This window comes from Salinicola avicenniae (assembly GCF_023736115.1).
Lineage (GTDB): Bacteria > Pseudomonadota > Gammaproteobacteria > Pseudomonadales > Halomonadaceae > Salinicola > Salinicola avicenniae.
The window spans coordinates 122,409-145,109 of sequence record NZ_JAKQZC010000005.1; the positions used below are offsets into that span (position 1 = coordinate 122,409).

General features: G+C 61.9%; 26 protein-coding genes and 1 tRNA gene. 15 read left to right on the plus strand and 12 right to left on the minus strand.

Translation table 11 applies throughout. The annotated features are described in order from the left end of the window. Positions 1–22: 22 nt before the first annotated feature. From wrbA to pdxH, 4 genes are all read left to right on the plus strand, one after another. Positions 23–661, plus strand: coding sequence for an NAD(P)H:quinone oxidoreductase (gene wrbA, locus MC381_RS12665; protein WP_251978119.1), 639 nt, complete (start codon positions 23–25; stop codon positions 659–661). Further along, positions 658–1,035, plus strand: a complete 378-nt coding sequence (locus MC381_RS12670) for a DUF2069 domain-containing protein (RefSeq protein WP_251978120.1) — start codon at positions 658–660, stop codon at positions 1,033–1,035. The genes wrbA and MC381_RS12670 overlap by 4 nt, the downstream gene beginning before the upstream one ends. Continuing rightward, complete coding sequence (locus MC381_RS12675) at positions 1,032–2,282, plus strand: hypothetical protein (protein ID WP_251978121.1); 1,251 nt, start codon at positions 1,032–1,034, stop codon at positions 2,280–2,282. Before MC381_RS12670 ends, MC381_RS12675 begins: the two co-directional genes overlap by 4 nt. A gap of 96 nt (positions 2,283–2,378) precedes the next feature. Beyond that, a complete protein-coding gene (gene pdxH / locus MC381_RS12680; protein WP_251978122.1) occupies positions 2,379–3,026 on the plus strand; it encodes a pyridoxamine 5'-phosphate oxidase in 648 nt (215 codons plus the stop codon). A 111-nt stretch (positions 3,027–3,137) separates the two neighbouring features. On the opposite strand, the gene MC381_RS12685 is transcribed toward pdxH, so the two are convergent. From MC381_RS12685 to MC381_RS12700, 4 genes are all read right to left on the minus strand, one after another. Further along, a complete protein-coding gene (locus MC381_RS12685; RefSeq protein ID WP_251978123.1) occupies positions 3,138–4,022 on the minus strand; it encodes a glycine betaine ABC transporter substrate-binding protein in 885 nt (294 codons plus the stop codon). Between the two features lie 85 nt (positions 4,023–4,107). Continuing rightward, positions 4,108–4,950, minus strand: a complete 843-nt coding sequence (locus tag MC381_RS12690; protein ID WP_251978124.1) for an ABC transporter permease — start codon at positions 4,948–4,950, stop codon at positions 4,108–4,110. After that, a complete protein-coding gene (locus MC381_RS12695) occupies positions 4,950–6,152 on the minus strand; it encodes a quaternary amine ABC transporter ATP-binding protein (protein WP_251978125.1) in 1,203 nt (400 codons plus the stop codon). The genes MC381_RS12690 and MC381_RS12695 overlap by 1 nt, the downstream gene beginning before the upstream one ends. 181 nt (positions 6,153–6,333) lie before the next feature. Continuing rightward, complete coding sequence (locus MC381_RS12700; RefSeq protein ID WP_251978126.1) at positions 6,334–9,078, minus strand: bifunctional acetate--CoA ligase family protein/GNAT family N-acetyltransferase; 2,745 nt, start codon at positions 9,076–9,078, stop codon at positions 6,334–6,336. A 151-nt stretch (positions 9,079–9,229) separates the two neighbouring features. Here MC381_RS12700 and MC381_RS12705 point away from each other — a divergent pair, with 151 nt between their 5' ends. The 5 genes from MC381_RS12705 (at position 9,230) to MC381_RS12725 (ending at position 13,004) form a co-directional block, all read left to right on the plus strand. Continuing rightward, on the plus strand, positions 9,230–10,165 hold the full coding sequence (locus tag MC381_RS12705; RefSeq protein WP_251978127.1) for a histone deacetylase family protein: 936 nt from the start codon (positions 9,230–9,232) through the stop codon (positions 10,163–10,165). 100 nt (positions 10,166–10,265) lie between these two features. Next, the gene (locus tag MC381_RS12710; protein WP_251978128.1) at positions 10,266–10,898 is read left to right on the plus strand and encodes a helix-turn-helix domain-containing protein; all 633 of its coding nucleotides are present in this window, start codon (positions 10,266–10,268) and stop codon (positions 10,896–10,898) included. Between the two features lie 60 nt (positions 10,899–10,958). After that, complete coding sequence (locus MC381_RS12715; RefSeq protein WP_251978129.1) at positions 10,959–11,285, plus strand: DUF1244 domain-containing protein; 327 nt, start codon at positions 10,959–10,961, stop codon at positions 11,283–11,285. 23 nt (positions 11,286–11,308) lie between these two features. Next, positions 11,309–11,824 (plus strand): molybdenum cofactor biosynthesis protein B, encoded by a 516-nt coding sequence (gene moaB, locus MC381_RS12720; RefSeq protein ID WP_251978130.1) that lies wholly within the window; start codon positions 11,309–11,311, stop codon positions 11,822–11,824. Beyond that, complete coding sequence (locus MC381_RS12725) at positions 11,817–13,004, plus strand: molybdopterin molybdotransferase MoeA (RefSeq protein ID WP_251978131.1); 1,188 nt, start codon at positions 11,817–11,819, stop codon at positions 13,002–13,004. The genes moaB and MC381_RS12725 overlap by 8 nt, the downstream gene beginning before the upstream one ends. A 40-nt stretch (positions 13,005–13,044) precedes the next feature. Here MC381_RS12725 and MC381_RS12730 read toward each other — a convergent pair whose 3' ends face one another. The 6 genes from MC381_RS12730 to MC381_RS12755 all read right to left on the minus strand — a co-directional run bounded on the left by MC381_RS12730 (position 13,045) and on the right by MC381_RS12755 (position 15,837). After that, positions 13,045–13,617 carry an acyl carrier protein phosphodiesterase gene (locus MC381_RS12730; RefSeq protein ID WP_251978132.1) on the minus strand — a complete coding sequence of 191 codons (573 nt, stop codon included), beginning with the start codon at positions 13,615–13,617 and terminating at the stop codon, positions 13,045–13,047. A 10-nt stretch (positions 13,618–13,627) separates the two neighbouring features. Continuing rightward, positions 13,628–13,978: a TusE/DsrC/DsvC family sulfur relay protein gene (locus MC381_RS12735; RefSeq protein WP_251978133.1), complete on the minus strand. Its 351-nt coding sequence runs from the start codon at positions 13,976–13,978 to the stop codon at positions 13,628–13,630. Beyond that, the gene (gene tusB, locus MC381_RS12740) at positions 13,978–14,268 is read right to left on the minus strand and encodes a sulfurtransferase complex subunit TusB (protein WP_251978134.1); all 291 of its coding nucleotides are present in this window, start codon (positions 14,266–14,268) and stop codon (positions 13,978–13,980) included. The genes MC381_RS12735 and tusB overlap by 1 nt, the downstream gene beginning before the upstream one ends. A gap of 19 nt (positions 14,269–14,287) precedes the next feature. Next, positions 14,288–14,680 carry a sulfurtransferase complex subunit TusC gene (gene tusC, locus MC381_RS12745; protein WP_251978135.1) on the minus strand — a complete coding sequence of 131 codons (393 nt, stop codon included), beginning with the start codon at positions 14,678–14,680 and terminating at the stop codon, positions 14,288–14,290. Beyond that, positions 14,677–15,069 (minus strand): sulfurtransferase complex subunit TusD, encoded by a 393-nt coding sequence (tusD, locus tag MC381_RS12750; protein WP_251978478.1) that lies wholly within the window; start codon positions 15,067–15,069, stop codon positions 14,677–14,679. Before tusD ends, tusC begins: the two co-directional genes overlap by 4 nt. Before the next feature lie 96 nt (positions 15,070–15,165). Then, positions 15,166–15,837: a Bax inhibitor-1/YccA family protein gene (locus MC381_RS12755; RefSeq protein WP_251978136.1), complete on the minus strand. Its 672-nt coding sequence runs from the start codon at positions 15,835–15,837 to the stop codon at positions 15,166–15,168. Between the two features lie 163 nt (positions 15,838–16,000). Between MC381_RS12755 and MC381_RS12760 the strand changes: the two genes are divergently transcribed. From MC381_RS12760 to MC381_RS12770, 3 genes are all read left to right on the plus strand, one after another. Then, positions 16,001–16,090, plus strand: a tRNA-Ser gene (locus MC381_RS12760). A 374-nt stretch (positions 16,091–16,464) separates the two neighbouring features. Continuing rightward, positions 16,465–16,776 carry a hypothetical protein gene (locus MC381_RS12765; protein WP_251978137.1) on the plus strand — a complete coding sequence of 104 codons (312 nt, stop codon included), beginning with the start codon at positions 16,465–16,467 and terminating at the stop codon, positions 16,774–16,776. Between the two features lie 98 nt (positions 16,777–16,874). Then, complete coding sequence (locus tag MC381_RS12770) at positions 16,875–17,090, plus strand: hypothetical protein (protein ID WP_251978138.1); 216 nt, start codon at positions 16,875–16,877, stop codon at positions 17,088–17,090. Positions 17,091–17,166: 76 nt separating this feature from the next. Here the strand turns inward: MC381_RS12770 and MC381_RS12775 are convergent, their stop codons facing one another. Beyond that, positions 17,167–18,876 (minus strand): potassium/proton antiporter, encoded by a 1,710-nt coding sequence (locus MC381_RS12775; RefSeq protein WP_251978139.1) that lies wholly within the window; start codon positions 18,874–18,876, stop codon positions 17,167–17,169. A 137-nt stretch (positions 18,877–19,013) separates the two neighbouring features. Continuing rightward, positions 19,014–19,886: a hypothetical protein gene (locus MC381_RS12780; protein ID WP_251978140.1), complete on the minus strand. Its 873-nt coding sequence runs from the start codon at positions 19,884–19,886 to the stop codon at positions 19,014–19,016. A gap of 202 nt (positions 19,887–20,088) precedes the next feature. Between MC381_RS12780 and MC381_RS12785 the strand changes: the two genes are divergently transcribed. The 3 genes from MC381_RS12785 to MC381_RS12795 are packed head-to-tail and all read left to right on the plus strand — an operon-like array spanning position 20,089 to position 22,693. Further along, entirely contained in the window at positions 20,089–20,838 is a 750-nt protein-coding gene (locus tag MC381_RS12785; RefSeq protein WP_251978141.1) for an ABC transporter ATP-binding protein, read from the plus strand. Then, positions 20,831–21,631: an ABC transporter permease gene (locus tag MC381_RS12790; RefSeq protein WP_251978142.1), complete on the plus strand. Its 801-nt coding sequence runs from the start codon at positions 20,831–20,833 to the stop codon at positions 21,629–21,631. The genes MC381_RS12785 and MC381_RS12790 overlap by 8 nt, the downstream gene beginning before the upstream one ends. A 42-nt stretch (positions 21,632–21,673) precedes the next feature. After that, a complete protein-coding gene (locus MC381_RS12795) occupies positions 21,674–22,693 on the plus strand; it encodes an ABC transporter substrate-binding protein (RefSeq protein WP_251978143.1) in 1,020 nt (339 codons plus the stop codon). The last annotated feature ends 8 nt before the right edge of the window (positions 22,694–22,701 follow it).

A 22,701-nucleotide genomic window follows, 5' to 3' on the forward strand; every position in this document is an offset into this window, starting at 1 on the left:
CGCGATCGACACAAGGTTCCCCATGGCTAATGCAGCAGCTCCCGACCGCCCCTACGTCCTGGTGCTCTACTATTCTCGTCACGGGGCAACTCGCACGTTGGCCGAGTGTCTGGCACAGGGCATCGAGAGTGTCTCCGGTATCGACGCGCGACTCCGAACGGTACCTGCCGTCTCTCCGGTCACGGAAGCCACCGCACCCGACATTCCCGAGCAAGGGGCCATCTACGCCAGCGAGGCAGACCTTCGCCATTGTGCCGGGCTGGCGCTGGGCAGCCCGACACGCTTCGGCAATATGGCCGCGCCGCTGAAGTACTTTCTCGATACGACGAGCGGACTCTGGATGAATGGTGTTCTGATTGACCGCCCCGCCACCGCTTTCACCTCCACGGCCAGCCTACACGGAGGTCAGGAAAGCACCTTGTTGACCATGCTGATTCCGCTGCTGCATCACGGCATGGTGTACGCGGGCGTACCCTATAGCGAAACGACGCTACTGCACACGAACAGCGGTGGCACGCCTTACGGTACCAGTCATGTCGCAGGGGCCGACGCCTCTCGCGAGGTCGATGACGACGAGCGGACACTAGCCTTGGCCCAAGGGCGTCGTATTGCCCAGCTGGCATTGGCCCTCGCACCGTTGCAGAACCGTGACCCGGCATGAGTCATTCTCACGCCACCGCTGATACGCTACGCCGAACTCGCCGCGCTGTCTGGATCGCCTATCTGGCTCTGCTGGGGCTGCTTGTGGCCAGCGGCATCTTTCATTATCTGCAACAGCACGCTCAGGCGGCCGCGCTACTGGTGCGGATTCTACCTCTCGCGCTATTTCTGCCGACGCTGCTTCTACAGCGCCGACGGGGGCATATCTGGCTCACGGCGCTGGGCGTGCTGTATCTGGTCCAGGGCGGCATGATCTTCTCCGAGGGAGGCGGCTCGGTGCTGGCAGGCGCCGAGATAATCGCCGCGGCGGCGCTGGCGGTCAGCGCATTTCGCTACGCCAGAGCCAAGGGGCCCCAGGAAAAGCGCCCGTCATGAGACCGTCCAGCGTTCTGATTCTGGCCATGCTGGCGCTCAGCGTGGCCAGTAATCTCCTGGATTGGCCGATTTGGCCCGCCGCGGTACTGGCCTGGCTGGCAACGTTGCGGCTGTTCCGGCAATTGCCACGCACTTCACGACGGCAGGCGGGTATCCTTTTCGGTATCGGCATCGCGCTTTGGCTAGTCGCGCTCGCCCGCGGTACCGACTACCCACTGCTGGAAGCGCTGACCATCAACCAGTCGCTCCTGATGATGTTCGCCGGTGTCAGTTTTCTGACCATGGCAACACCGCGCCCTTCCCACGATGGGTGTCAGGCTGGCAGTCGACTGGGCACGATGATGGGCGCTCATCTGTTCGGTGCGGCGATCAACCTCTCGGTGGTGTTCCTGTTCGGCGAACGCATGCAGACGGCTGGGCGCCTGACGCGACCGCAGGCCCTGATCATTGGCCGCGGTTTCACCGCCGCCGCCGCCTGGTCACCCTTTTTTGTCGCCATGGGGGTCGCGCTCACTTACGCCCCCGGCCTGGACTATGTAGCACTTTTGCCGTGGGGCGTACTGGCTGCGGCGCTATTGCTTGTGCTGAACTATCTCGATGTCGCACGCTTGCGGCTGCCCTTCAGCGGTTATCCGATCGAAAAAAGCGCCTTACTGATGCCTTGCGCCCTTGCCGTCATGGTCATCGGGCTTCATCTCATCTGGCCGGGTTTGTCGATCCCCTTGATCATCGCCATGGTCTCGCCGCTCTTCTCGTTTCTCCTGATGCCGCACGACGACCGTCGCGGTCGCATCCAGCGTCAGTTCACGCAGGGGCTGCAACGGCTGGCGCCGCAGTTCGCGCTGTTCCTGGCCGCCGGCGTCATCTCGACCGGATTGGCCGCGCTCCTTGTCAGCCTGCCCGACGGACTCGACCTACCGATAGCACATTTTGGTCACTGGCATGCCTGGTTTGCGCTCGGCGCTATCGTTGTCGTCTCCTTCACCGGGGTTCACCCCTTGATCGGCATTGCCACCCTCGCCCCGCTGCTGGTGCCACTGCAACCGGACCCGACGCTGCTCGGCATGCTATTCCTGATGTCCTGGGCGCTGGGCACTGGCAGCAGCCCGCTGTCCGGCAGCAATCTCGCCATTTGCGTGCGCTATCAGATTGCCGTGCGTGACATGCTGCGCTGGAATCTTCCCTATGCGTTGATCGGCTGGGCCTGTTGTGGGCTGGTCTTTGCCCTGCATGCCGCCATGACCTGAGGCAAATGCGCCCGTCTGGAAGCCGGCCTCTCTATCGCACCGCACGACGGGCTACACTGGTTCCCTATCACCTGAATCCGCACGGAGGACACCCCAATGAGCGATCTCGCCGGAATGCGTCGCGACTACGAAGGCGAAGCGCTTGCCCCGGAGAATACGCCCGATTCGCCGATGCCGCTGTTCGAGCACTGGCTGGCACAAGCCATTGAGCAGGAAGGGCTCGACGCCAACGCGATGACGCTGGCGACAGTAGATAGCGCCGGGCATCCACATGCGCGCATCGTCCTGATCAAAGGGGTCGACGACGCGGGACTGCGCTTCTACACCAATTACCAGAGTCAGAAAGGTAACGAGTTAGCCCATGTGCCACACGCCGCCATCGTCTTCTGGTGGCCGGCCCTGCAGCGTCAAATCCGCGTGGAAGGCCGAGTCGAGAAAGTCGACCCCGCGCTATCCGATGATTATTTCGCCAGTCGTCCGCGCAAGAGTCAGCTGGCCGCCTGGGTCTCTCAGCAGAGTGTGGAAATTCCGGATCGCGATTGGATGCGCGAGCGACTGGCACGCTTTGAGCAGGTGTATGCCGATCAACTCGTGGAGCGCCCGCCACACTGGGGTGGCTACCGGCTGGTGCCACACACGTTTGAATTTTGGCAAGGGCAGCGTAGCCGTCTCCACGATCGCGTTCGCTATACGCGCCATGATCATCAAGCCGACGACTGGCACCGCACGCGACTGGCGCCGTAGGCGCCGTCTCGCGGCCAACTGCCGCAACGACCGGCATAAAAAAGCCCGGCTCACGGCCGGGCTTTTGACGTCGGCCTGTCGGTCATCTAGCCGACAGCCTTCAAGCGCCGATCAGTCTTCGACGCCTTCGGTCCACTCCGCGACGACGTCCGGGTTGTCGGCCACCCACTTCTTCGCGTTCTCGTAGGGATCGCTACCCTCTTCCTGGTTCATGAGCATGACTTCGCTCATCTGCTCCGGCGTCCAGTGGAAGTTGTCGAGAATGGCATAGGCACCCGGCATCTCTTCCTTGAAGCCTTTGTGCACGATGGTATCGATCTGCTCGGCATCCCCGAAGGCTTTTTCCGGATCGTCGAGGTATTTCAGATCCCAGCGCGCGAACATCCAGTGCGGTGTCCAGCCTGTCACCACGATATCTTCCTGGTTCTCGACCGCCGTCGCCAGTGCCGAAGTCATGGCAGCCCCACTGCTGGACTGGAGCGACAGGTCATCCATGTCGTAGACATCCATGGCATTCTCGGTCTGCGCCATGAGGCCCGCGCCGGGATCAATGCCGACGATCTGGCCATCGAACTCATCAGCGTTGGCATTCAGATCTGCCAAGGAGTCGACATCGGTATAGCTGGGTACGACTAGGCCAAGCTTGGTGCCTTCGAGGTTCGGCCCCAGATCTTCGACGTTGTCTTCTACCTGCGAAAGGTAATCGCCATGGGTCGTCGGCAGCCAGGCCGCGACAATGGCGTCGGCATCGCCGGTGCCGACGGCCTGCCACATGATCGCGGCGGAGAGCGAATTCATGTTGACATCGTACCCGGCTTGCTCGAGTACGACGCGGACGACGTTGGTCGAGGCGACTTCCGAGGACCATTCCACGTAGGCCAGATCAACCGTTCCTTTGCTTTCCTGCGCTTGCGCAACGCCAGCAGTCAGGCTCAAACCGGCGGCAGCCGCCAGTGTGCCGAAGCGAATCGCTTGCGAGATTGCACTGCGTGTCATTGACTTTCCCCTTCTTATGGTTGGAGTACTACCTGTTGGGTGGCGAACCACCCGAGCCGTGACGGCCGCGCCGTCACGGACACGTTCAGTCGGCCTTCTTTCGCCCGCTGAAGGCTTGAGTCAGGCGGTCGAGCAGCATGGCCATGATGACGACGGCAATACCGGCTTCAAAACCTTCGCCCGGGCGCAGACGCTGAATCGCACGCCACACTTCGCTACCCAGCCCGTTGGCTCCGATCATCGCCGCGATGACCACCATCGACAGCGCCAGCATGATGGTCTGGTTGATACCGCCCATCAGCGTCGGCAGCGACAGCGGCAGCTGCACCTTGACCAGTTTCTGGCTGCGCGTAGAACCGAAAGCGTCCGCGGCTTCCACCAGCTCCTTCGGCACCTGGCGGATACCCAGCGTGGTGAAGCGAATCGCCGGCGGCATGGAGAAGATCACCGTGGCGAAGATGCCGGATACCGAACCGATACCGAAGAATGGTATCGCCGGAATCAGATAGACGAACGCCGGCATGGTCTGCATGAAGTCCAGCACAGGCATGATGACCTTGTAGAAACGGTCGGAAACGGCCGCCAGCACCCCTAGCGGCAGGGCAATGAGAACAGCCACCAGCGTCGCTATGACCACCAGGGTCAGCGTCTGGATCATCGGGTTCCAGAGGCCAAGGTTCCAGATCAGAGACAGCCCCAGCAGTGCACCGATCGCCAGTCGACGGCCGCTCAGTTTCCAGCAGAGCAGGATGACGATGGCCATCAACGCCCATTCCGGAAGCCACATCAGGCCATCGTTCAGCAGGTTGATGCCACCCTGCGTCGTGCGAGAGATCGCACGGGTAACACCGGAGAACTCGCTAGTCAGAAAGTTCAGGCCGCCTTCGATCCAGCTGCCCAACGGTACTCGTGGTATCTCGAAATCCATTATGCATTCCCCGCTTGAGCCAGTTGTTCGAGTACGGCGCCCTTGACGATGACCCCCAGCAGGCGCTTGTTATCATCCAGCACCGCAATGGGATGGCTCTTGCCACTGAACATCGCGTAGAGGCTGGCAAGCGGCTCGTCGGGGCCGACATAGGGGAAGTCGGGGTCGATTAATGACTCAATGGAATCCAAGCCGGCCTTGGCGGCCTCATCGGCCTTGTCAGCATCGACAATGCCCAGCAGCTTGCGCTCGCGGTCGACCACGTAGATCGAGTCGAGCTGATTCTCCGCCATCTTGCGCAGCGCCGTACGCGGCCCTTCGTCGAAACGGGCGGTGGAGCGTACCGGTCGCATGGCGCGCTGAGCAGAAACCACTCGGGACTTGTCGACACCCTCGGTAAACCGCGCGACGTATTCGTCAGCCGGCCGCGTGAGAATTTCTTCCGGCGTACCGATCTGCACGATTTCACCATCTCGCAGCAAAATGATGCGATCGCCGATGTGCAGCGCTTCGTCCAGGTCGTGCGTAATGAAGATGGTGGTCTTCTGGGTACGATGCTGCAGCTCGATCAGTTCCTGCTGCATGTCGCGACGGATCAGCGGATCCAGCGCCGAGAACGCCTCATCCATCAGCAGTACGCTGGCGTCGTTGGCCAGCGCGCGCGCCAAGCCTACACGCTGCTGCATCCCACCGGAAAGCTGATTGGGATAGGCGTCTTCCCACCCTTCCAGACCGACCTGCTTGAGCGAGTCGGACGCTTTCTTGGCGCGTTCGGCCTTGTCGATTCCGCGGATTTCGAGGCCGTATTCAGCGTTCATCTGCACGGTGCGGTGCGGGAACAGCGCGAAATTCTGGAAAACCATCGAAAAATGGCGACGACGACACTGCAGTAGCGCCTTCTCACTCAGCTGGGGAATGTTCTCCCCTTCGATGACGATGTCTCCGGAGGTCGGCTCGATCAGCCGGTTGAGACAACGAATCAGCGTGGACTTGCCGGAGCCTGATAGCCCCATGATGACGAGTAGCTCGCCTTCCTTGACATCGAAATTGATATTGGAGAGGCCGAGCGTCTGCCCGGTTTTCTCAAGGATCTGGGCACGGGAGAGACCCTCGTCACGCAATTCGAGCGCTTTCTTGGTGTCGTTACCGAACACCTTGCTCAAGTTGCGCACCTGAATCTTGGTTTGCTGTGTGTCGGTCATGTTGGGCCTGAGTTGGCTAAACGGAAGTGCTCGATGTGACGCCACGGTCACGTTTCGAACAGTGTCTGTTAGTGTTGTTAGGTTTCACATCATAAGGTGTTATGAATTACCCTTCAAACCACAATATCTTATAATTGAACAACCATTCAAGTTTGGCGAGTCGGGGCTGCCCAGCGCATCGCTAGTCCAGCGCGGCCTCAAGCCGATGGCGCTGCCAGTCGTCCTGCGGTTCGTTGAGCATCAGGCGGGCCTCTAGCATCCCCTCCTCCACATTGGCTTTCAACTCGAACCCCAGACTGCCCAGCAGATGGCGCATCGGCAGATTATCGTTGAGGATCGTGCCGACCATGGCGAGAGTGCCCACCTGACGGCTGTAGCGAATCATTTTCTGCATCAGGCGCCGGCCGAGACCGATGCCATGCATGTCATCACGCACGATGATCGAGAACTCGGTGCGGATGTTGTCTGGATCGTTCCAGACCCTGACGACACCGAGCATCTCCTCGCCGACCTTTTCCGTTCTTCTAACGGCAATGAAGGCCATCTGACGGTCATAGTTGATCTGCGCCAGCTGGGCCAGGTCCCGGGCCGACAGCACCGCCTTGTGGTGGAAATAGCGATAGCGGATGCTCTGTTCGGAAAGAAAGGTATGAAAATGAGTGATCAACGGCGCATCCTCGCCCCGGATAGGCCGGATCTCGACAGTTTCCTCTGCCAGCTCAACCGTTTCACGTAACTCTTCGGGATACGGCATGATCGCCTGAATGGCTGGCGTCCCGAGATCCAGCGCAAAGTCCACTGCCATCACCCCGTCCTCGTTGAGCAACAACGGGTTGAGTTCCATCCCCTTCATGCGCGGCAAGTCCGCCGCCATCTGCGACAGTTTCACCAGCAGTTGTGCCACGTGAACCAAGGCGTCCTCGGCCTCTTCGAAATGCTCGCGAATCACCTTTCCGGCACGCGTGCGGTCAATCAATTCCTGCGCCAGCCGCATATTGAGTGGCGGCAGCGCAACCTGCCGATCCGCCATGACGTCCACCTTGTAACCGCCGGTGCCGAAGACCACGACCGGCCCGAAGTCGCTGTCGCGGGAAATCCCCGCACATAGCTGTAGCGCTCCCTTTCCGCGCTGCATGGTCTGCAGGCAAAAGCTGTAGATGGGGCTGTCCGGCAGGCGCTCGGCCAGGCGTGAAGAGAGCCTCACGACCGCATCCACCACGCTCCCGGGCTGTTCGAGATCCTGGATCAGCGACACCGGCTGGCGCGCCCCCCGCCCGGTATACTCGAAGGGCTGACAATTGTCCCGGTGAATAGCCTTCACGGCCCAAGGCCCCTCAAGTTTTTCAGTCGCGGCTTCCGCCTCCTCGAAGTCTGCGATATAGAGACTGGGAGCACAGGTAATGCCATAGGCCGCGAGGACCTCTCCAGCCTCCTGGTGTGTCAGACGATCTCGGTTCCGCTCCAGCGTATTCTCGATCAGACGATGGCAGCGGCCTCTGGACTCTGGATCGGGCTGTAACGGCAACGAAGGCGGCGTCTCCTGCAGTAGCCGCTGAACCTGCCGGTAACGTACGAGATGGAGAAAGGCCCGAACGGCCTTCTCCGGCGAGACATAGCTCGGGACACTGGCCTGGTTGCAGGCTCGGCGCGCGTCCAATGCCTCTTTCAAGCCCATCCAACTGATCAGCAGCCGGTGTCGAAAACGCTGCCGAGCTTCGATCAAGGCATTCGCCGTCGCGAGCGACGGTGCTAGACGCGTCGGTGCGTGGAGAACCAGAACGGCATCCACGTTGGCGTCCTGCGTGACGATATCGAGCGCCTCCACGAATTTCGCCGGCGTGGCGCCGCCACCCAGATCCACAGGGTTCCGCCCGGGTCGACTGGCATCGAGCGACGCGTCCAACAGTGCCTGCGAGGTCGACTCAGAGAACGTGGCCAACTGGCCGCCCCCATCGACCAGTTTGTCGATCGCCAGCAGTGCCGGCCCTACGCCGTTCGCTACGATGGCCAGGCGCTCGCCCTTTGGCGGTTTGAATCGTGACAGAGTCTCCAGCGCATCGAACAGCTCGTCGGAGTCCTCGACCCTGACCACCCCAGCACGGGCCAGCGCCGCCTCGACAATCGTGTCACGACGCTCCACGCCTGGCGTGGAGGGAACGACCTCCAGCGTGGACTCCGCCGTGCGCCCACTCTTGATCGCCAGTACCAGTCGATTGCGAGACGATTCGCGGAGCGCGGTCAGGAAGTGGCGGGCATTGGGAATACGTTCGAGATGCAGCAGCAATGCGCGGCACCGTCCAGACTGATTGAGGTAGTCGATGACGTCAGCCAATTGTACGTCCACGCTGTCCCCCAGCGTCACCAGGTACGAGAAGCCCACCGCGCGCCCGGCCGCCCAGTCGATCATGGCATTCCCGAGCATGCCCGACTGGCCGAGATAGGCCACGCTGCCATCGGCAAGCGGCTGACTCGCGTAAGTGGCGTTGAGGTGCTGGGAGGGCACGGCGACGCCAAGACACTCGGGGCCGAGGACTCGCATGCCGGAGCGGAGAGCAGCCTTTTCCAGGCGCCGGCGAAGCGTTTCCCCGTCTGGATTCGTGTCTCCCATCATGACACCGCCGGATAACACCAGCGCCGCCTTCACGCCAATTTCGCCGAGCTTCTCCAGCACCTGCGGTACGGTTTTCAGCGGCGAGCAGACAACCGCAAGCTCCGGAATAGTTGGCAGTTCACCGATACGCCGATAGCAGGGAATCCCCCTGACCTCCCGATATCCCTTAGGGTTAACCGCACTTAACGAACCGTTGAATCCGGCATCGAGGAGATTGCCAAGCACAATGCCCCCGACCGAAGCGGGCTTGGGTGACGCACCGATCACCACGAGGGAAGCCGGGGCAAAAAAGCGGCGAAGGAACTGGGTGGCCACGCGGGACCTCACGACAACGAGTGGGCTCTTTGTCACCCTACACGCTCAACCCCAATGCGCTGAATCATTAGACCAATGTCGTAGCCACTCGAGCAGACGAGTGCGAGCGGTATCTCGCAGAATGGAGTCTACCAACGCGACAATGGCCGCCATGATCACTTCCTATCTCACGCATCCCGCGCTGGCACAGCACGACATGGGGCATCACCATCCCGAAGCGCCCATGCGCCTCGAGGCAATACGAGCACGCCTGATGCTCAGCGGCCTGTTGCAGCAGACCATGCAATCGGAGCCCGTGCCCGTCACGCGAGCGCAGCTCGAGCGCGTCCACGCGCCTGCATATCTGGACCGTCTGGCCACCCACCTGCCGGAAAGCGGACTTTACGAGATCGACAGCGATACCCGGCTCTGCCCGGATTCCCTGAAGGCGGCAGCCCTTGCCTCCGGTGCGGCGGTGAGAGGCGTGGACCTGGTCTGTCGTCAGCGCGCGGACAACGTCTTTTGCGCGGTTCGCCCGCCCGGGCATCATGCCGAACACCAGCTGGCGATGGGGTTCTGCTTCTACAACAACGTGGCCGTCGCCGCGGCGCAGGCCCTCGCGATACACGGGATCGAGCGCCTGGCCATCCTGGATTTCGACGTGCACCAGGGCAACGGCACAGTCGACATCTTTCGCGACGACCCGGCGGTCCTCGTCTGCAGCAGCTACCAGCAGGGCTTTTATCCCTGGCGCTATCTTGATGGAGACTGGGATAATATCGTCAATACGCCACTGGCGGCGGGCACCGACGGCAAGGTGTTTCGACAAGCGATCGAACGTGATTGGCTGCCCGCTCTGGAGGCCCACCGGCCACAGCTCATTCTGCTTTCGAGCGGTTTCGACGCCCACCGTGATGACCCTCTCGGGCAACTCATGCTCGACCATGAGGATTTTCATTGGATCACGACGCTGGCCATGGACGTTGCCCGTCGACACGCTAACGGACGGCTTGTCTCGATCCTCGAAGGTGGCTACCACCCCCAAGCTCTGCCGCTCAGCGTCGAGGCACATCTACAGGCCCTTCTCGGGCAGGCCTACCACCCTTGAGTGCCCGTCCCGGCGTGCAGGAGTAAGCGGCTGACGACGGCAGAGCTCAGCCCTTTGCCTGTGATATTCTTCCCCTCCAACGATTCAGACAGAGAGTGCCATGGCCGCCAGCAACGATCAGGATGCCGCGCTGCGCATCGCCTCCGGTCGCAAAGCCTTTGTCGAGCCCCTGAGACTGGGGGATCGACTCAAGGAGATTCGCTTGTCCAATCAGTGGACGCTTGGCGATGTCAGCGCGCGTACCGGGCTTGCCCGTTCGACGCTATCCAAGATCGAGAATGACCAGATCTCGCCTACCTTCACCGCGGTGCAGAAACTGATCAACGGCCTGGGTATCGACCTGCCACAACTGCTGACGCCAACCACGCCGCAGTTGCGTTCTCGCGGGCGGCGCGACCTCACGCCAAGAGGCGACGGCAACCAGCACCCCACGCCGACCTATGAACATGAGCTGCTCTCCTGCCAGCTCGCGCAGAAGCGCATGATACCGTTCAAGACGATTGTCCGCGCACGACGCTTCGATGAATTCCAGGAGTGGGTCCGCCACGACGGCGAAGAGTTCCTGATGGTGCTGGAGGGCGACATTCTGCTCTATTCCGAATTCTATGAGCCGCTGGCCATGTCCACAGGCGATTCGCTCTACTTCGACAGCGACATGGGGCACGCCCTGATTTCGACCAGCGAGACGGATGCCGTCGTACTCTCTGTCTGCACGCCCGGCGATAGCCACTGAGCCGCCTCGGTCCCTTTCGGCAACCGCGGCTTCCGATCACGCCGCCAACAGGAGGCTTTGATGCAACACCTTGACGACCAGACCCGCACCGAGCTGGAGGCCGCCGCGTTCCGCCGGCTATTGCAGCATCTGGATGCGAATAAGGATGTCCAGAACATCGACCTGATGATCCTCGCGGATTTCTGCCGCAATTGCTTGTCGAAATGGCTGGTCGAAGCGGCCGAGGCGCAAGACGCCACGCTCGACTACGAATCCGCTCGCGAATATGTCTACGGCATGCCATACGCGGAATGGAAGGCCAACCATCAGGCCCCGGCAACGGACGAACAGCTGGCCGCACTAGAGGCAAGGCAGGCGCGCCAGTCATCCGTTAAGGGTGAGGCATGAACGACACGCGTGATGAGGAGACCATGATCCCGCTGTCGATTGCCGTACTGACGGTATCGGATACCCGCGATGAATCTACCGATCGGTCCGGCGCCATGCTGGTGGACGCGCTGCAGACATCTGGTCACCGCCTGGCGGACAAGCAGATCGTGCCCGACGACATCTACCGCCTGCGGGCCGTTATCTCCGCCTGGATTGCCGAGCCGTCGGTTCAGGTGATTCTGACGACGGGCGGCACGGGTTTTACCGGCAGGGATTCAACGCCGGAGGCAGTCTCCGTACTACTGGACAAGCAGATTGAAGGATTTGGCGAACTGTTCCGTCAGCTTTCATTCGAAGAGATCGGGAGCTCGACCGTGCAGAGTCGCTGCCTCGGCGGCCTGGCCAATGCCACCGCGATCTTCTGCTTGCCCGGCTCTACTGGCGCCTGCCGCACCGGCTGGGAGCGCATCCTTCGAGAACAGCTCGACAGTCGGCACCGCCCGTGCAACTTCGCCAATCTCGTCATTCCGGAACGCGGAACGCATCAACATGGCTGAACTATCGAGCGTCGAACGCGCACTGGAAGCCCTGCTCGACGGGGTTGAACGCCTCGAAACGGAAACACTGGCCTGCCTCAACGCCGATGGCCGCGTACTGGCCCAGGATCTCGCGGCAACGCGAGACGTGCCACCGGCCGACAATAGCGCGATGGATGGTTACGCCCTCGCGAGTCAGGATGCCGGAGCCCGATTGCCGATTTCGCAACGCGTGGCGGCCGGTCATGCGCCGGCGCCGCTGTTGCCCGGCACCTGCGCCAGGATCTTTACCGGTAGCGAGATCCCCCCTGGCGCCGACTGCGTGGCCATACAGGAAAACGTCACCGTCGACGGCGACGACGCGTTCATTCCGGCCACCTCGCCTGGCCAGAACATCCGGCGTCGTGGACTCGATGCCGCCGTTGGAGACAGATTACTCGCCGCCGGCACGCGCTTGGGAGCAGCAGCGCTAGGTCTGATCGCGGGGCAGGGTATTTCGCAGGTCGATGTGATCCGGCGCCCCAGAGTGGCGCTGCTGCTGACCGGGGACGAGATCGTCGAGCCGGGACAACCCCTGCAGGCCGGTCAGATCTACAACAGCAACGGCCCCATGCTTGCCAGCCTGATCCGTCGCTTCGGCGGTGACATGGTCATGCAGGTGCGGGTCGCCGATGATTTCGAGACGACGCTAACAAGGTTGCAGGAGGCGGCGGCAACGGCCGATGTCATCGTGACCACCGGGGGCGTCAGCGTGGGTGAGGAAGACCACGTCAAACCTGCGCTCGAAACGCTCGGTGAACTGTCCCTGTGGCGGCTCGCCATGCGCCCCGGCAAGCCACTGGCGCTGGGCACCTTGGGCAAGACCCGTGTCGTCGGTCTTCCCGGCAACCCGGTGTCCAGCTATGTCGGCGCGTGGCTCTATCTGCGCCCTCTGCTCGGCAGACTGCTAGGTTGCGATGCCCTTGGCCAGCTGCCGCGCCTGACAGCCGAGTCCCGCTTCCCGATCAGCAATGGCAGCCGCCGTCACTATGTACGGGTGACGCTGTCATTCGACGGATCGAGAATCACCGCAGAGGCTTTTCCCGAGCAGAGTTCGGCGGTGCTGACTTCCTGTGCCGCCACCAACGCCTTCGCGGTCATTCCCCCCCATACCGACGTTCGCCTAGGCGACGACATCGAGTGTCTGTGGCTAGAGGCCTGATAGCGGTGTTGCCCACCTTAACGAGGCGGGCAAACCGCTATCATTCGCCGCTCGGCACGAGAGACGACTCGGAGAACGCCCGCAACATGTCCGGCCAGAGCACGTCAAAAGCGTGCTCGAGGCGAGGATACTCCGCCGCAAGCCATGGGGTGAGTGCCGCCAGACGGTTGGGGCCGCGCAGACGCGTGCCGATCCCGGCGATCGCCTGACAGGTAAACTCGAAATCGGCGTAACGCGTCAGCCAGTCTCCTTGGATCAGGGCGGGTACCATGCCCGCCAGCCGCGCCGGTGCGGGCCGTTCACCCAGCAGGGTATAGCAGCGTCTGACCAGCTGGGCATCCGGCTGTCGTTGAGCGAGGAAGTGATCCCAGACGAGATCGAGCGCGATGCCGACATAGCGCCGCTCGGCTCGCGGCGCGATTTCGCGTAGCGCGACCACCTCGGCGTGATGGTCGATGGTGGCATCGACGCGTCGGTGATGCCGGATGCCCGCCGCCGTGGCGCTTGGCCACTCCTCCAGACCCTGCCCCTTGACGCCATCCGCGATCAGGTTGCCGTGGAGGAAAGCATCGCTGCCATGGCGAGCAAGCCAGGCATGGGCAAGAAAATTCATCGGCGACAACCTAGAGGCAATTGGTCGGCTTGGGCAAACCGGCCAGGCGCGCCGTTACCTTGGCAGGGCTCTCCGGGAACAGCCGCATGAGGTAGATCGAACTCCCCTTCTCATCGCCCAGCGATTGCTTGACGGCTTTCACCAGAGGGCGCATGGCTGGCGCCATCTCGAAACGCCGATAGAAATCGCGCAATACCTCGAGCACTTCCCAATGGGCCGGCGTCAACGTACGCGACTCCTCGGCAGCCAGCGCTTCCGCCACCGCCGGGCTCCACTCGTCGAGCGACACCAGGTAGCCCTCGGGGTCCAGTTCGATCTCCCTACCCTCAACGACCAGGGTTCGTGCGGCTGTCGTTGTCATCAGAACCAGCTCATCGCGCTATCATGCTTTTCCGTCAGGGTGACGAAACCCGTCATATCGACGATCGTTACCCGTGCATCTACCCGACCACTCAGGCCACGTGCTTGCAGATCTTCGTCGAGCACGGCGACACGCCCTCGAAAAGGCGTCAATAGATCAGCTGCTGCCGGTAGCGCGGCGTAACAGGCGTCCTCGATCAATAACAGGTCGTCCCCCTCCACGAAGAGCGCGCCGGCGTCTCGATAAGCCGCCTCGGCCTGCGGAGAGCGATTGATCAGATGCAGTGCCATGAATATTCCTCGTCGCAGCCTAGAAAACCAGAGTCGGCAATTGGGCGTGTGCCACGGCCCGGCAATCCTCGACGTCCATTACGCGGACCGGCAGCATCAGGTCATCTGGCATCAGGCCACGCTGCGCCAGCGCCGAGCCACTAACCCAGAGCGTCTCGATGTCGTACATCTCCAGCATCGCCATCTGCGGATGCGTTCCCTTCTGGCCCAAGGGGCCCGCCTGCTGACCGGTCAACAGCGACAACACGCCATCTCCTTGAAACAGCAGCGCCACCCGTTTGCCAAACGCGGCAGCGACCAGCGCCACATCCAGCCCCTCTCGGACCCATTGGCTGCCGTGGGGGGCATGTCGCAGCACGACGATAAGGTCCAGTTCGGCAAGATCCTGAGCGAGCGATTGCGAAGGCGTCATGGCGAAAACGTCAGCATGCGGTCGTGATGCTCCATGGCATCCAGCAATTGGCCGAGGCCGGTCAGCTCGAAGGGGGGCGCCACATTGCTGGCGATCTGTCCATGCCGGCTCGCCTCGCCCTCATCCAGCAGCCCTCTTCTCAATCCTGCCGCCACACAGACCAGAAGCTCGGTACCCTGCCCCCGGTGCAGCGACCGCCACCCCTCGGCAAGATGCACCTCATCCTGCGGGGGTGTCATGAGCGCGGAAGCGTTGTGGACGCCATCGTGGTAGAAGAACACCGTCTTCAGGCGGTGGCCTCGTTCGACCACCGCCCGACCGAAGCGAAGGGCCGACAGCGCCGCCTGATGGGTGTAAGGCGCGCCTTGAACCAGCAGCGCATAAGTCAGTGCCACGGCGTGTGCCTCGTCGTATTCGTGCCAATGGACATGGTACCAAACGAAGAAACCCCACCGTAGTGGGGTTTCTCGAGAACGTCGATCGAGTCAGTCGTCGGACATGACACCGAGGATCGACAGCAGGCTGATGAACAGGTTGTAGATCGACACGAAGAGCGTGATTGTGGCGAGAATATAGTTGGTCTCACCGGCACGGTGCACGATCTCGCTGGTCTGGTAGAGAATCGCCGCCGAGGAGAACAGCACGAAGCCAGCGGACACCGCCAACGCCAGTCCCGGGATGTTGAACAGCATCGCGGCGACCATCGCGAGCACCAGCACGATGGCACCGGCCACCATGAAGTTGGCGAGGAAACTGAAGTCCTTGCGCGAGATCAGTGCGACCGCCGACAGTCCGAGGAAGGTCGCTGCCGTCATGCCCAGCGCCGTCATGACTAACTGGGCACCGTTCGGAATGGACAGGTAGAGGTCGATGATCGGCCCCAGGGTGAAGCCCATGAACCCCGTAAAGGCGAAAATCGACAGCAGTCCGGCGGCCGAGTTGGCGGTCTTGTGGACCAGGAACATCAGGCCGTAGGCACCGATGAAGAAAATGAAGATATTGATCTGCGTGACGCCCATCGCCATGGCAACGCCGGCGGTCAGCGCAGAGAAAAGCAGAGTCATGGCCAGCAGCATATAGGTATTGCGCAATACCTTGTTGGTGCTGACCGCGCTGGAGCGCCGCGTCGCGACGTCATGCGAAGTTCGATAGTCCATTGCAGTCCCCTCTTTTATAAGCCGTACACCCGTGGACAAGAATGCCCCTCCTAAGTTCCATTGACAAGCATGGGTCGTTTGCTCTGAATCGCGAATAACTCGTTGAAAGCTAAAAAACTATTGACGCTAATGAAAAAGTTGATAGTATTCCTCGCCGTAAGCCGGAGGGATGGCAGAGCGGTTGAATGCACCGGTCTTGAAAACCGGCAAGGGTTAATGCCCTTCCAGGGTTCGAATCCCTGTCCCTCCGCCAAGATGAAAGAAAAGGCCAGCCATTGCGGCTGGCCTTTTTCATTGCAGCCCCCTTTTTGCTCCTGCCTACCTGCTGCTCCCCATTCAAGAATGCCGCCCTACCGGGAGCGCTCCCTTACTTATTCAGAATGTGCCAGACGTTCCTGCGCGGCAGATGGCGGTAGAAACAGCAGTCGACCTATAAACCTAGAACTTGCTGAATCGTCGGTCGCAACAATAGATAACGGTATAAACAGGGTCAGTCAATCTGAATGGCGGGAAATTACAATGGGCACTGGTACTAGGCCATCACAGTCACTATTCTGATCTTTGTGCTAGCGGCACCGGCAGTGGCGCGGCGCTAGCGAAGAGAAAAGACAGCCTCCGGCGACCTTCATGCGCGTCTCATCATGTTATCTGCTCAGTACCGTCTCTATGGTCTTGCTATCGGGATGCGTCTCGTCGTCGCCGCGCCTGACGGCAACCGATTTCCTCCATGACAGCGGCAGCTGCGAACAGCAGACGCATCAAATTGGCGGTGAGCCGGAGTACCAGCGCTGCATGGCACGCCTCGGCTGGCCAGACCCTCGCAGTCAGCTGGCAGGTATCCAGCCGGAGGATCAGACAGACAGTGGCAACAACGGCATGATCGACGATGCCATCAATGGCCTGCGATTCGGGCTGGAGTGGGATATTTCGCCCGATTAAAGGTGAGCCGGCTCCCCCGCCCGGTGTCTCGAGTCACGACGATCGCTTAACCCGATGGCATGCCCACTACTCGACACGACGTTACGGAGATCAACCCCATGGCGGAACCGTTTGTCGAAATCCGCAAGACTTGCAAGCCCGGCGAGCCCCGCGAAACCTGTTATGAAGTCTATGATGGCGACACCGGCGGCAGTCTCGGCCTCTTCCCCAACGCCGAAGCAGCACGCCAGCGTGCCGACAGCATGAACGGCATGACCGAGCGTGAGACAAGCAAGTCCCTTCAGCGTCCAACCGACGAAGCCGAAGTCGAATAGTCACCAACCGCCGTGGGCCGTGAATTCTTGGCCCACGACCCTATCAGCAGCAGTCAGTGGCCGAGGCCCTGCCGCGTCAATGGTAAAGACGCAGCCCCACCCGCGTTACCCGACTACCTTCCATTTCGCTGACGACCCAGTGAAAGCCGTGCCAGTCGACGTCATCACCGACGACCGGATGACCGCCCACACGTAGTGCCACGAACTCGCCCAGCGTCATTTCCTGCTCTCCTGGGCTAAGCGTCAAGCCGTAGGCATTGGCGACATCCTGTAGCAGCGCTTCGCCGTCCAGAGTGAAGGTCCCGAAGAAAGCACGTTCCCGCTTCAATTTGGCTTCGCCGTTGAACAGGCGGTTCAGCGAAGGCAGGTCGCCGGTTCGCCCGATAAGACAGACGACGTCCTGCAGGCGCAAGCGAGTACTGCCCTTGGGATGCAGCATGGCATGCTGACGGAATATCGCCGAAATCAATATGCCCGACGGTAAACGCAGCAAACGAATCGGGACGTCATCCAGTGATTCGTTCTCGACCTTGTAGACGAACATCTCGTAATCGTTTTCGGGCAATACGCCGAGCTGGCCTCGCCGGTCCGGCGTCGTGCTCTCGGGTAGCGCGACACGCATCCAGTGCGCCACTCGGGCCAGCGTCGACCCCTGGAACAGCAGTGAGATCAGCACGACGAAGAAAGCGACATTGAAATAGAGGGTGGCGTTTTCGACACCGCTGATTACTGGAAAAATGGCCAGAACGATGGGTACCGCGCCCCGCAACCCGACCCAGGAGATAAAGAACAGTTCGCGCCAGCGAAAGCTGAAGAAAGGCACCAGCGACAAAAGTACGGCAACCGGACGCGCCAGCACGATCAGTGCCACCCCCAGAATCGCACTGGGCACCGCGTAGTCGATCATGTCCGAAGGCGTCACCAACAGGCCGAGCACGAGGAACAGGCCAATCTGGCTGAGCCACGCAAGACCGTCATGAACCGGCAGAATATGCGCCAAATGACGCCCAGGCTGATTACCGATCATCAGGCCGGTGAGATAGATCGCCAGAAAACCGCTCCCCCCGGCCACACTGGTCGCGCCGAAGATGCAGAACCCGAGCGCCAACGCCAATAGGGAGTAAAGTCCGGGGGCAAGGTCGAGCCAGCGCAGCAGTTTGGCAGACAGCCAGCCGCCACCCAAGCCGACGGCCAACCCCAGTCCGAACTGCAGCACGAATCGCATCAACGTCTCGCTGACGCTACCGATCTGACCCGCCAGGATCTCCGCCAACGTGATGGTCAGGAAAATCGCCATCGGATCGTTGGTACCCGATTCGATCTCCAGGGTCGCGCCGACACGCTCATTCAGGTTGATGCCCTGTCCCTTGAGCATCGAGAAAACCGCCGCGGCATCGGTCGACCCGACGATCGCACCGACCAACAGCCCCTCGACGAGCGTCAGATCCAGTAGCCACATAGCCAGCAGACCCAGGATGCCGCTGGTCAGGAAAACCCCGATGGTCGCTAGCGACAGCGCAGGCTTGAGCCCGACACGGAAGGTACGCAGACGCGTGCGAAGGCCGCCATCGAGCAGAATCATCGCCAGCGCCAGATGCCCGATCAGGAACGCCTGAGAGTAGTCATCGAACTCCAGCCCGACGACACCCTCTTCGCCCGCCAGCATGCCAAGCGCGAGGAAGAGCAGCAGCAGCGGCACACCGATACGCGATGAGACGCGACTGGCCAGAATACTGAGGGCAATCAACGCCCCCGAGACCAGGAAAAGGCTATTGATCGAGTCCAAGAATTAGCCTTGATGTTGCTTGAAAAATCTCAGTATGACACGTCGACGGCATCCTGACCGGTGAAAAAACGCTGGAATTTGAATCTATTAGCCCGTGGAGCCGCCGTCGACGACAACATCGTCAATCCAATCGGTCTTCAGAACCTGTCCAGCCACGCAGGATGCGCAAAGACGCGTGCCGACCACTGTGTGCCATGCAGTCCCATCAGCCAGGCAATAGCCCGCATCCCGTCTCGATAGGCGGCGACAGCAGGCAAACCCCGCCGTCGCCGGTAGGCTTCCACAAACGCGGTTGTTTGTGACGCGTTCTCCAGCAGCAATTCGAGCAGACAGAGATCGAACTCCAGCGGCGCCCACACCAGCGCTTCCCAATCGCTCCATAACCAGTCCGTGGCGCCCACCAGGAACTGGTCGGGTCGCAGGTCGGGCAAGCACCAGACGGCCGCAGTGGGAAGCGGCCAGGTCGGCGAGCTCGGCAGCGTCTGACGACGTGGATGCGAAGCCACGAAGGCCCGAGCCCGCGCCGGCCAGCTGGACAGCGATTCGATGCCGCTCTCCGGATGCCCCCACCCCGAGACGGGCGCCGCGTGCAGGCAGGCCAGCTGCTCCCCCAGGCGGCTCGCCAGCGCGACGTTCATCGATGGCGCCTCGGCCCGACGCCAAGGCAGACTCCATAGCGGCGCAGCGTCCAACCGCCCCAGGAACGTCAGCGGCAAGGGCGCCAGGGGCAGGTCCGGCGGCAGCGCACCGGGTAGACGCGTCAGTGCCTCGGCATGTTGCCAGCGGTCAAATCCGAACAGCCCGGCCATGCCATGCCAAAACGGATCGGACGGCCCCACGCCAGTGCGGGCCAGCTTCAATAGCTGCGGTGACACGCCCGCGGTACGCCACAACCAGTTGGCGCTATCCGGCCAGCGTAGCGTCAGCGCGGTCAGCGACAGACCGGTGTAGGCCGACACCCGGTGGGTCAGCTCGCGCTCGGCCGCAATGCCATTGCTGTCGATCGACACACAGACTCCTTGTTCTGGACACGTCACCGACGGCTGGGCAGCCACCGACGACACGCGTACAATTCAGCTCACTGGATAGGGGTGCCCGACGCCGGGCTGAGAGTGCCACGCACAACCCTGGAACCTGAACCGGTTAGCACCGGCGGAGGAAATGCCAGCCTGATCGCATGACTTCGCCCTTATCGACGCCTCTGGAGCTGTCATGCCATCGCCCCCGCCCGGCCTGGAGATTCGGGATGCCTCGCTGACGTTCGACCAGCGACCGTTATTCCATCGCCTGACTGCTTCCTTCGAAAGCGGCAGCTGGACTTGCCTACTGGGTCGCAGCGGCTCGGGCAAGAGCTCCCTCCTGCGCATGATCGCCGGCCTGTCCCTCCCGGACAACCATCGACTGACACTGACAGTCAGTGATGCCCGCCCGCTGCGTGGCCGCCTGGCGTGGATGGCCCAGCGCGATTTGCTCGTGCCATGGCAGCGCGTGCTCGACAACGTGATGCTGGGCGCCCGCTGGCGAGGACAAGCGAATGCCAAGGACCGCCAGCGGGCGTTGACGCTGCTCGATCAGGTTGGCCTGGCCGACAAGGCAGGGCAATGGCCCAGCACGCTTTCCGGGGGGCAACGTCAGCGCGTCGCCCTCGCACGCACCCTGTTCGAGGACGCCAGTATCGTACTGATGGATGAGCCTTTCTCGGCCGTCGACGCGATCACCCGCCTGGAACTCCACGAGTTGGCCTGCCAGCTGCTGGTCGGCAGGACCGTCATCATGGTCACCCACGATCCCCAGGAAGCGCTGCGCCTCGCCGATCGCATTCTGGTTCTTCAGGGCGAGCCGGCTTATCTCATCACTCAGCCGACACCGACCTGCCGACGTCCGCGACCACTCGCGGATATCGAGCTTCAGCAGTGCCAGGCAGAGCTGATTGCCCGGCTGCGCGAGCCTGCCCATGCCTGAACGTGCCTCGTCTGCGCCGGGGCCTAACGCCTCGCTTGCCCGTGTCGGCCGTGGACTGCTCGCCGCCGTGGTGCTGATCGCACTCTGGCAGCTAACCATCACGCTGGCGGACGTGCCGCGCTATATCCTGCCCTCCCCCCTGGCGGTGGCCCGCGCGCTCGTCGACCAACATCAACTGCTCGCCTATCATGCCAGCATCACGGCGATAGAGATCGTGGGCGGGCTGATCGGCGGCGTCCTGCTCGGTCTGGCGACCGCGCTGGCACTCGCCAGATTTCGGCCGCTGCGGCGGACCCTGCTGCCAGTGTTGTTGGTCAGTCAGGCTATCCCGCTATTCGCGCTGGCGCCGATCCTGATGCTATGGCTCGGCTACGGTCTATTGCCCAAGATTCTGATGGCCATGGTCATTATCTACTTTCCCGTCGCCTCCACCGGCTACGACGGTCTTCGTCAGACGCCTCAAGGCTGGCTGGATCTGGCAGATACGCTGGGCGTCAACCGGCGTCAGCGCCTGTTGAAAGTCCAGTTACCGGCCGCGCTGCCGGCGCTCGCGTCCGGCCTTCGCATGGCAGCCAGTGCGGCGCCTATCGGCGCCGTGATCGGCGAATGGGTTGGCGCCAGTCGTGGACTGGGGTTTCTGATGCTCAACGCCAATGCTCGCCTGCAGATCGACTTGATGTTCGCCGCGCTGGTGGTGCTGGTAGGGTTCGCGGTACTGCTCTACTTTGGCGTCGACACCGCGCTACGCCGTGCCATGCCCTGGCAACGAGACGCCGTCGAGACGCCGGATTGACGCTTGCTCATGTCCAAGACCATGACCGTAAGAGGGTTCAAGATGATACGTTTTCACGCCGCCAAGGCCCCGCTCCGATGTGCGCGGACCGTAACCGCGATGCTGCTGCTGATCGGACTGCTGTACCCGGTCGTCGCGCAGGCCGAGTCCGACGACGACCTTGCGCCCCCGCGCCTGATACCGATCAGCGTGATGCTGGACTGGTACGTGAATCCGGTGCACGCCCCGCTGATCGTGGCCAAACAACGCGGCCTCTTCGAACAGCGTGGGCTGGACGTCGACATTCAGTCACCCGCGGACCCCAGCGTCCCGCCGAAGCTGGTCGCCGCCGGGCGGATCGACCTGGCTCTCAGCTATCAGCCGCAGCTGCACCTGCAGGTCGATCAGGGGCTACCAGTGACCCGTATCGGTACGCTGGTGGCGACGCCGCTCAACGCGCTAGTGGTGCGTGCCGACAGTGGTATCGAGTCCCTGTCCCAGCTTGCCGGGAAGAAAGTCGGCTATTCGGTCGGCGGCGTCGAAGAGACCCTCCTCTCGACGATGCTGGCGCACAATGGCCTGAACTTGGACGACGTCGAGATGGTCAACGTCAACTTCTCGTTGACGCCCGCCCTGATCAGCGAACAGGTCGATGCCGTAACCGGTGCCTTTCGCAATTTCGAATTGGCACAGATGAAGCTTGAGGGGGTCGAAGGCAAGGCGTTCTATATCGAGGAAGAAGGCGTGCCCACCTACGACGAACTGATCTTCGTCGCCAACCGTGACACGCTGGATGCACACCGGGATGCCTATCGTCGCTTCCTCGATGCCGTTGGCGAGGCAACCGCCTGGATCATCAATCACCCTGATGAGGCGTGGCAACGCTTCACCGCCTACGACCCATCGCTGGATACCCCGCTTAATGAAGCTGCGTGGGATGCCACGCTGCCACGGTTTGCCCTTCGCCCATCCGCACTAGATGCCGGCCGCTATCGCGACTTCGAGGCCTTTCTACTCGAACAAGGGCAGATCAGCGCTCAGAGTCCGGTCTCGCGGCTTGCAGTCGATCTCGACGCGCCCTGACCCCGCCT

Bases quoted from the DNA above. Each gene is read 5' to 3' on its own strand.
- MC381_RS12795 (WP_251978143.1), top strand. From the start codon at position 21,674: ATGATACGTTTTCACGCCGCCAAGGCCCCGCTCCGATGTGCGCGGACC.
- MC381_RS12790 (WP_251978142.1), top strand. From the start codon at position 20,831: ATGCCTGAACGTGCCTCGTCTGCGCCGGGGCCTAACGCCTCGCTTGCC.
- MC381_RS12690 (WP_251978124.1), bottom strand. From the start codon at position 4,950: ATGGATTTCGAGATACCACGAGTACCGTTGGGCAGCTGGATCGAAGGC.
- MC381_RS12785 (WP_251978141.1), top strand. From the start codon at position 20,089: ATGCCATCGCCCCCGCCCGGCCTGGAGATTCGGGATGCCTCGCTGACG.
- MC381_RS12735 (WP_251978133.1), bottom strand. From the start codon at position 13,978: ATGACAACGACAGCCGCACGAACCCTGGTCGTTGAGGGTAGGGAGATC.
- pdxH (WP_251978122.1), top strand. From the start codon at position 2,379: ATGAGCGATCTCGCCGGAATGCGTCGCGACTACGAAGGCGAAGCGCTT.
- MC381_RS12770 (WP_251978138.1), top strand. From the start codon at position 16,875: ATGGCGGAACCGTTTGTCGAAATCCGCAAGACTTGCAAGCCCGGCGAG.
- MC381_RS12705 (WP_251978127.1), top strand. From the start codon at position 9,230: ATGATCACTTCCTATCTCACGCATCCCGCGCTGGCACAGCACGACATG.
- MC381_RS12695 (WP_251978125.1), bottom strand. From the start codon at position 6,152: ATGACCGACACACAGCAAACCAAGATTCAGGTGCGCAACTTGAGCAAG.
- MC381_RS12765 (WP_251978137.1), top strand. From the start codon at position 16,465: ATGCGCGTCTCATCATGTTATCTGCTCAGTACCGTCTCTATGGTCTTG.
- wrbA (WP_251978119.1), top strand. From the start codon at position 23: ATGGCTAATGCAGCAGCTCCCGACCGCCCCTACGTCCTGGTGCTCTAC.
- tusC (WP_251978135.1), bottom strand. From the start codon at position 14,680: ATGACGCCTTCGCAATCGCTCGCTCAGGATCTTGCCGAACTGGACCTT.
- MC381_RS12675 (WP_251978121.1), top strand. From the start codon at position 1,032: ATGAGACCGTCCAGCGTTCTGATTCTGGCCATGCTGGCGCTCAGCGTG.
- MC381_RS12755 (WP_251978136.1), bottom strand. From the start codon at position 15,837: ATGGACTATCGAACTTCGCATGACGTCGCGACGCGGCGCTCCAGCGCG.
- MC381_RS12730 (WP_251978132.1), bottom strand. From the start codon at position 13,617: ATGAATTTTCTTGCCCATGCCTGGCTTGCTCGCCATGGCAGCGATGCT.
- MC381_RS12670 (WP_251978120.1), top strand. From the start codon at position 658: ATGAGTCATTCTCACGCCACCGCTGATACGCTACGCCGAACTCGCCGC.
- MC381_RS12715 (WP_251978129.1), top strand. From the start codon at position 10,959: ATGCAACACCTTGACGACCAGACCCGCACCGAGCTGGAGGCCGCCGCG.
- moaB (WP_251978130.1), top strand. From the start codon at position 11,309: ATGATCCCGCTGTCGATTGCCGTACTGACGGTATCGGATACCCGCGAT.
- tusB (WP_251978134.1), bottom strand. From the start codon at position 14,268: ATGGCACTGCATCTGATCAATCGCTCTCCGCAGGCCGAGGCGGCTTAT.
- MC381_RS12710 (WP_251978128.1), top strand. From the start codon at position 10,266: ATGGCCGCCAGCAACGATCAGGATGCCGCGCTGCGCATCGCCTCCGGT.
- MC381_RS12725 (WP_251978131.1), top strand. From the start codon at position 11,817: ATGGCTGAACTATCGAGCGTCGAACGCGCACTGGAAGCCCTGCTCGAC.
- MC381_RS12685 (WP_251978123.1), bottom strand. From the start codon at position 4,022: ATGACACGCAGTGCAATCTCGCAAGCGATTCGCTTCGGCACACTGGCG.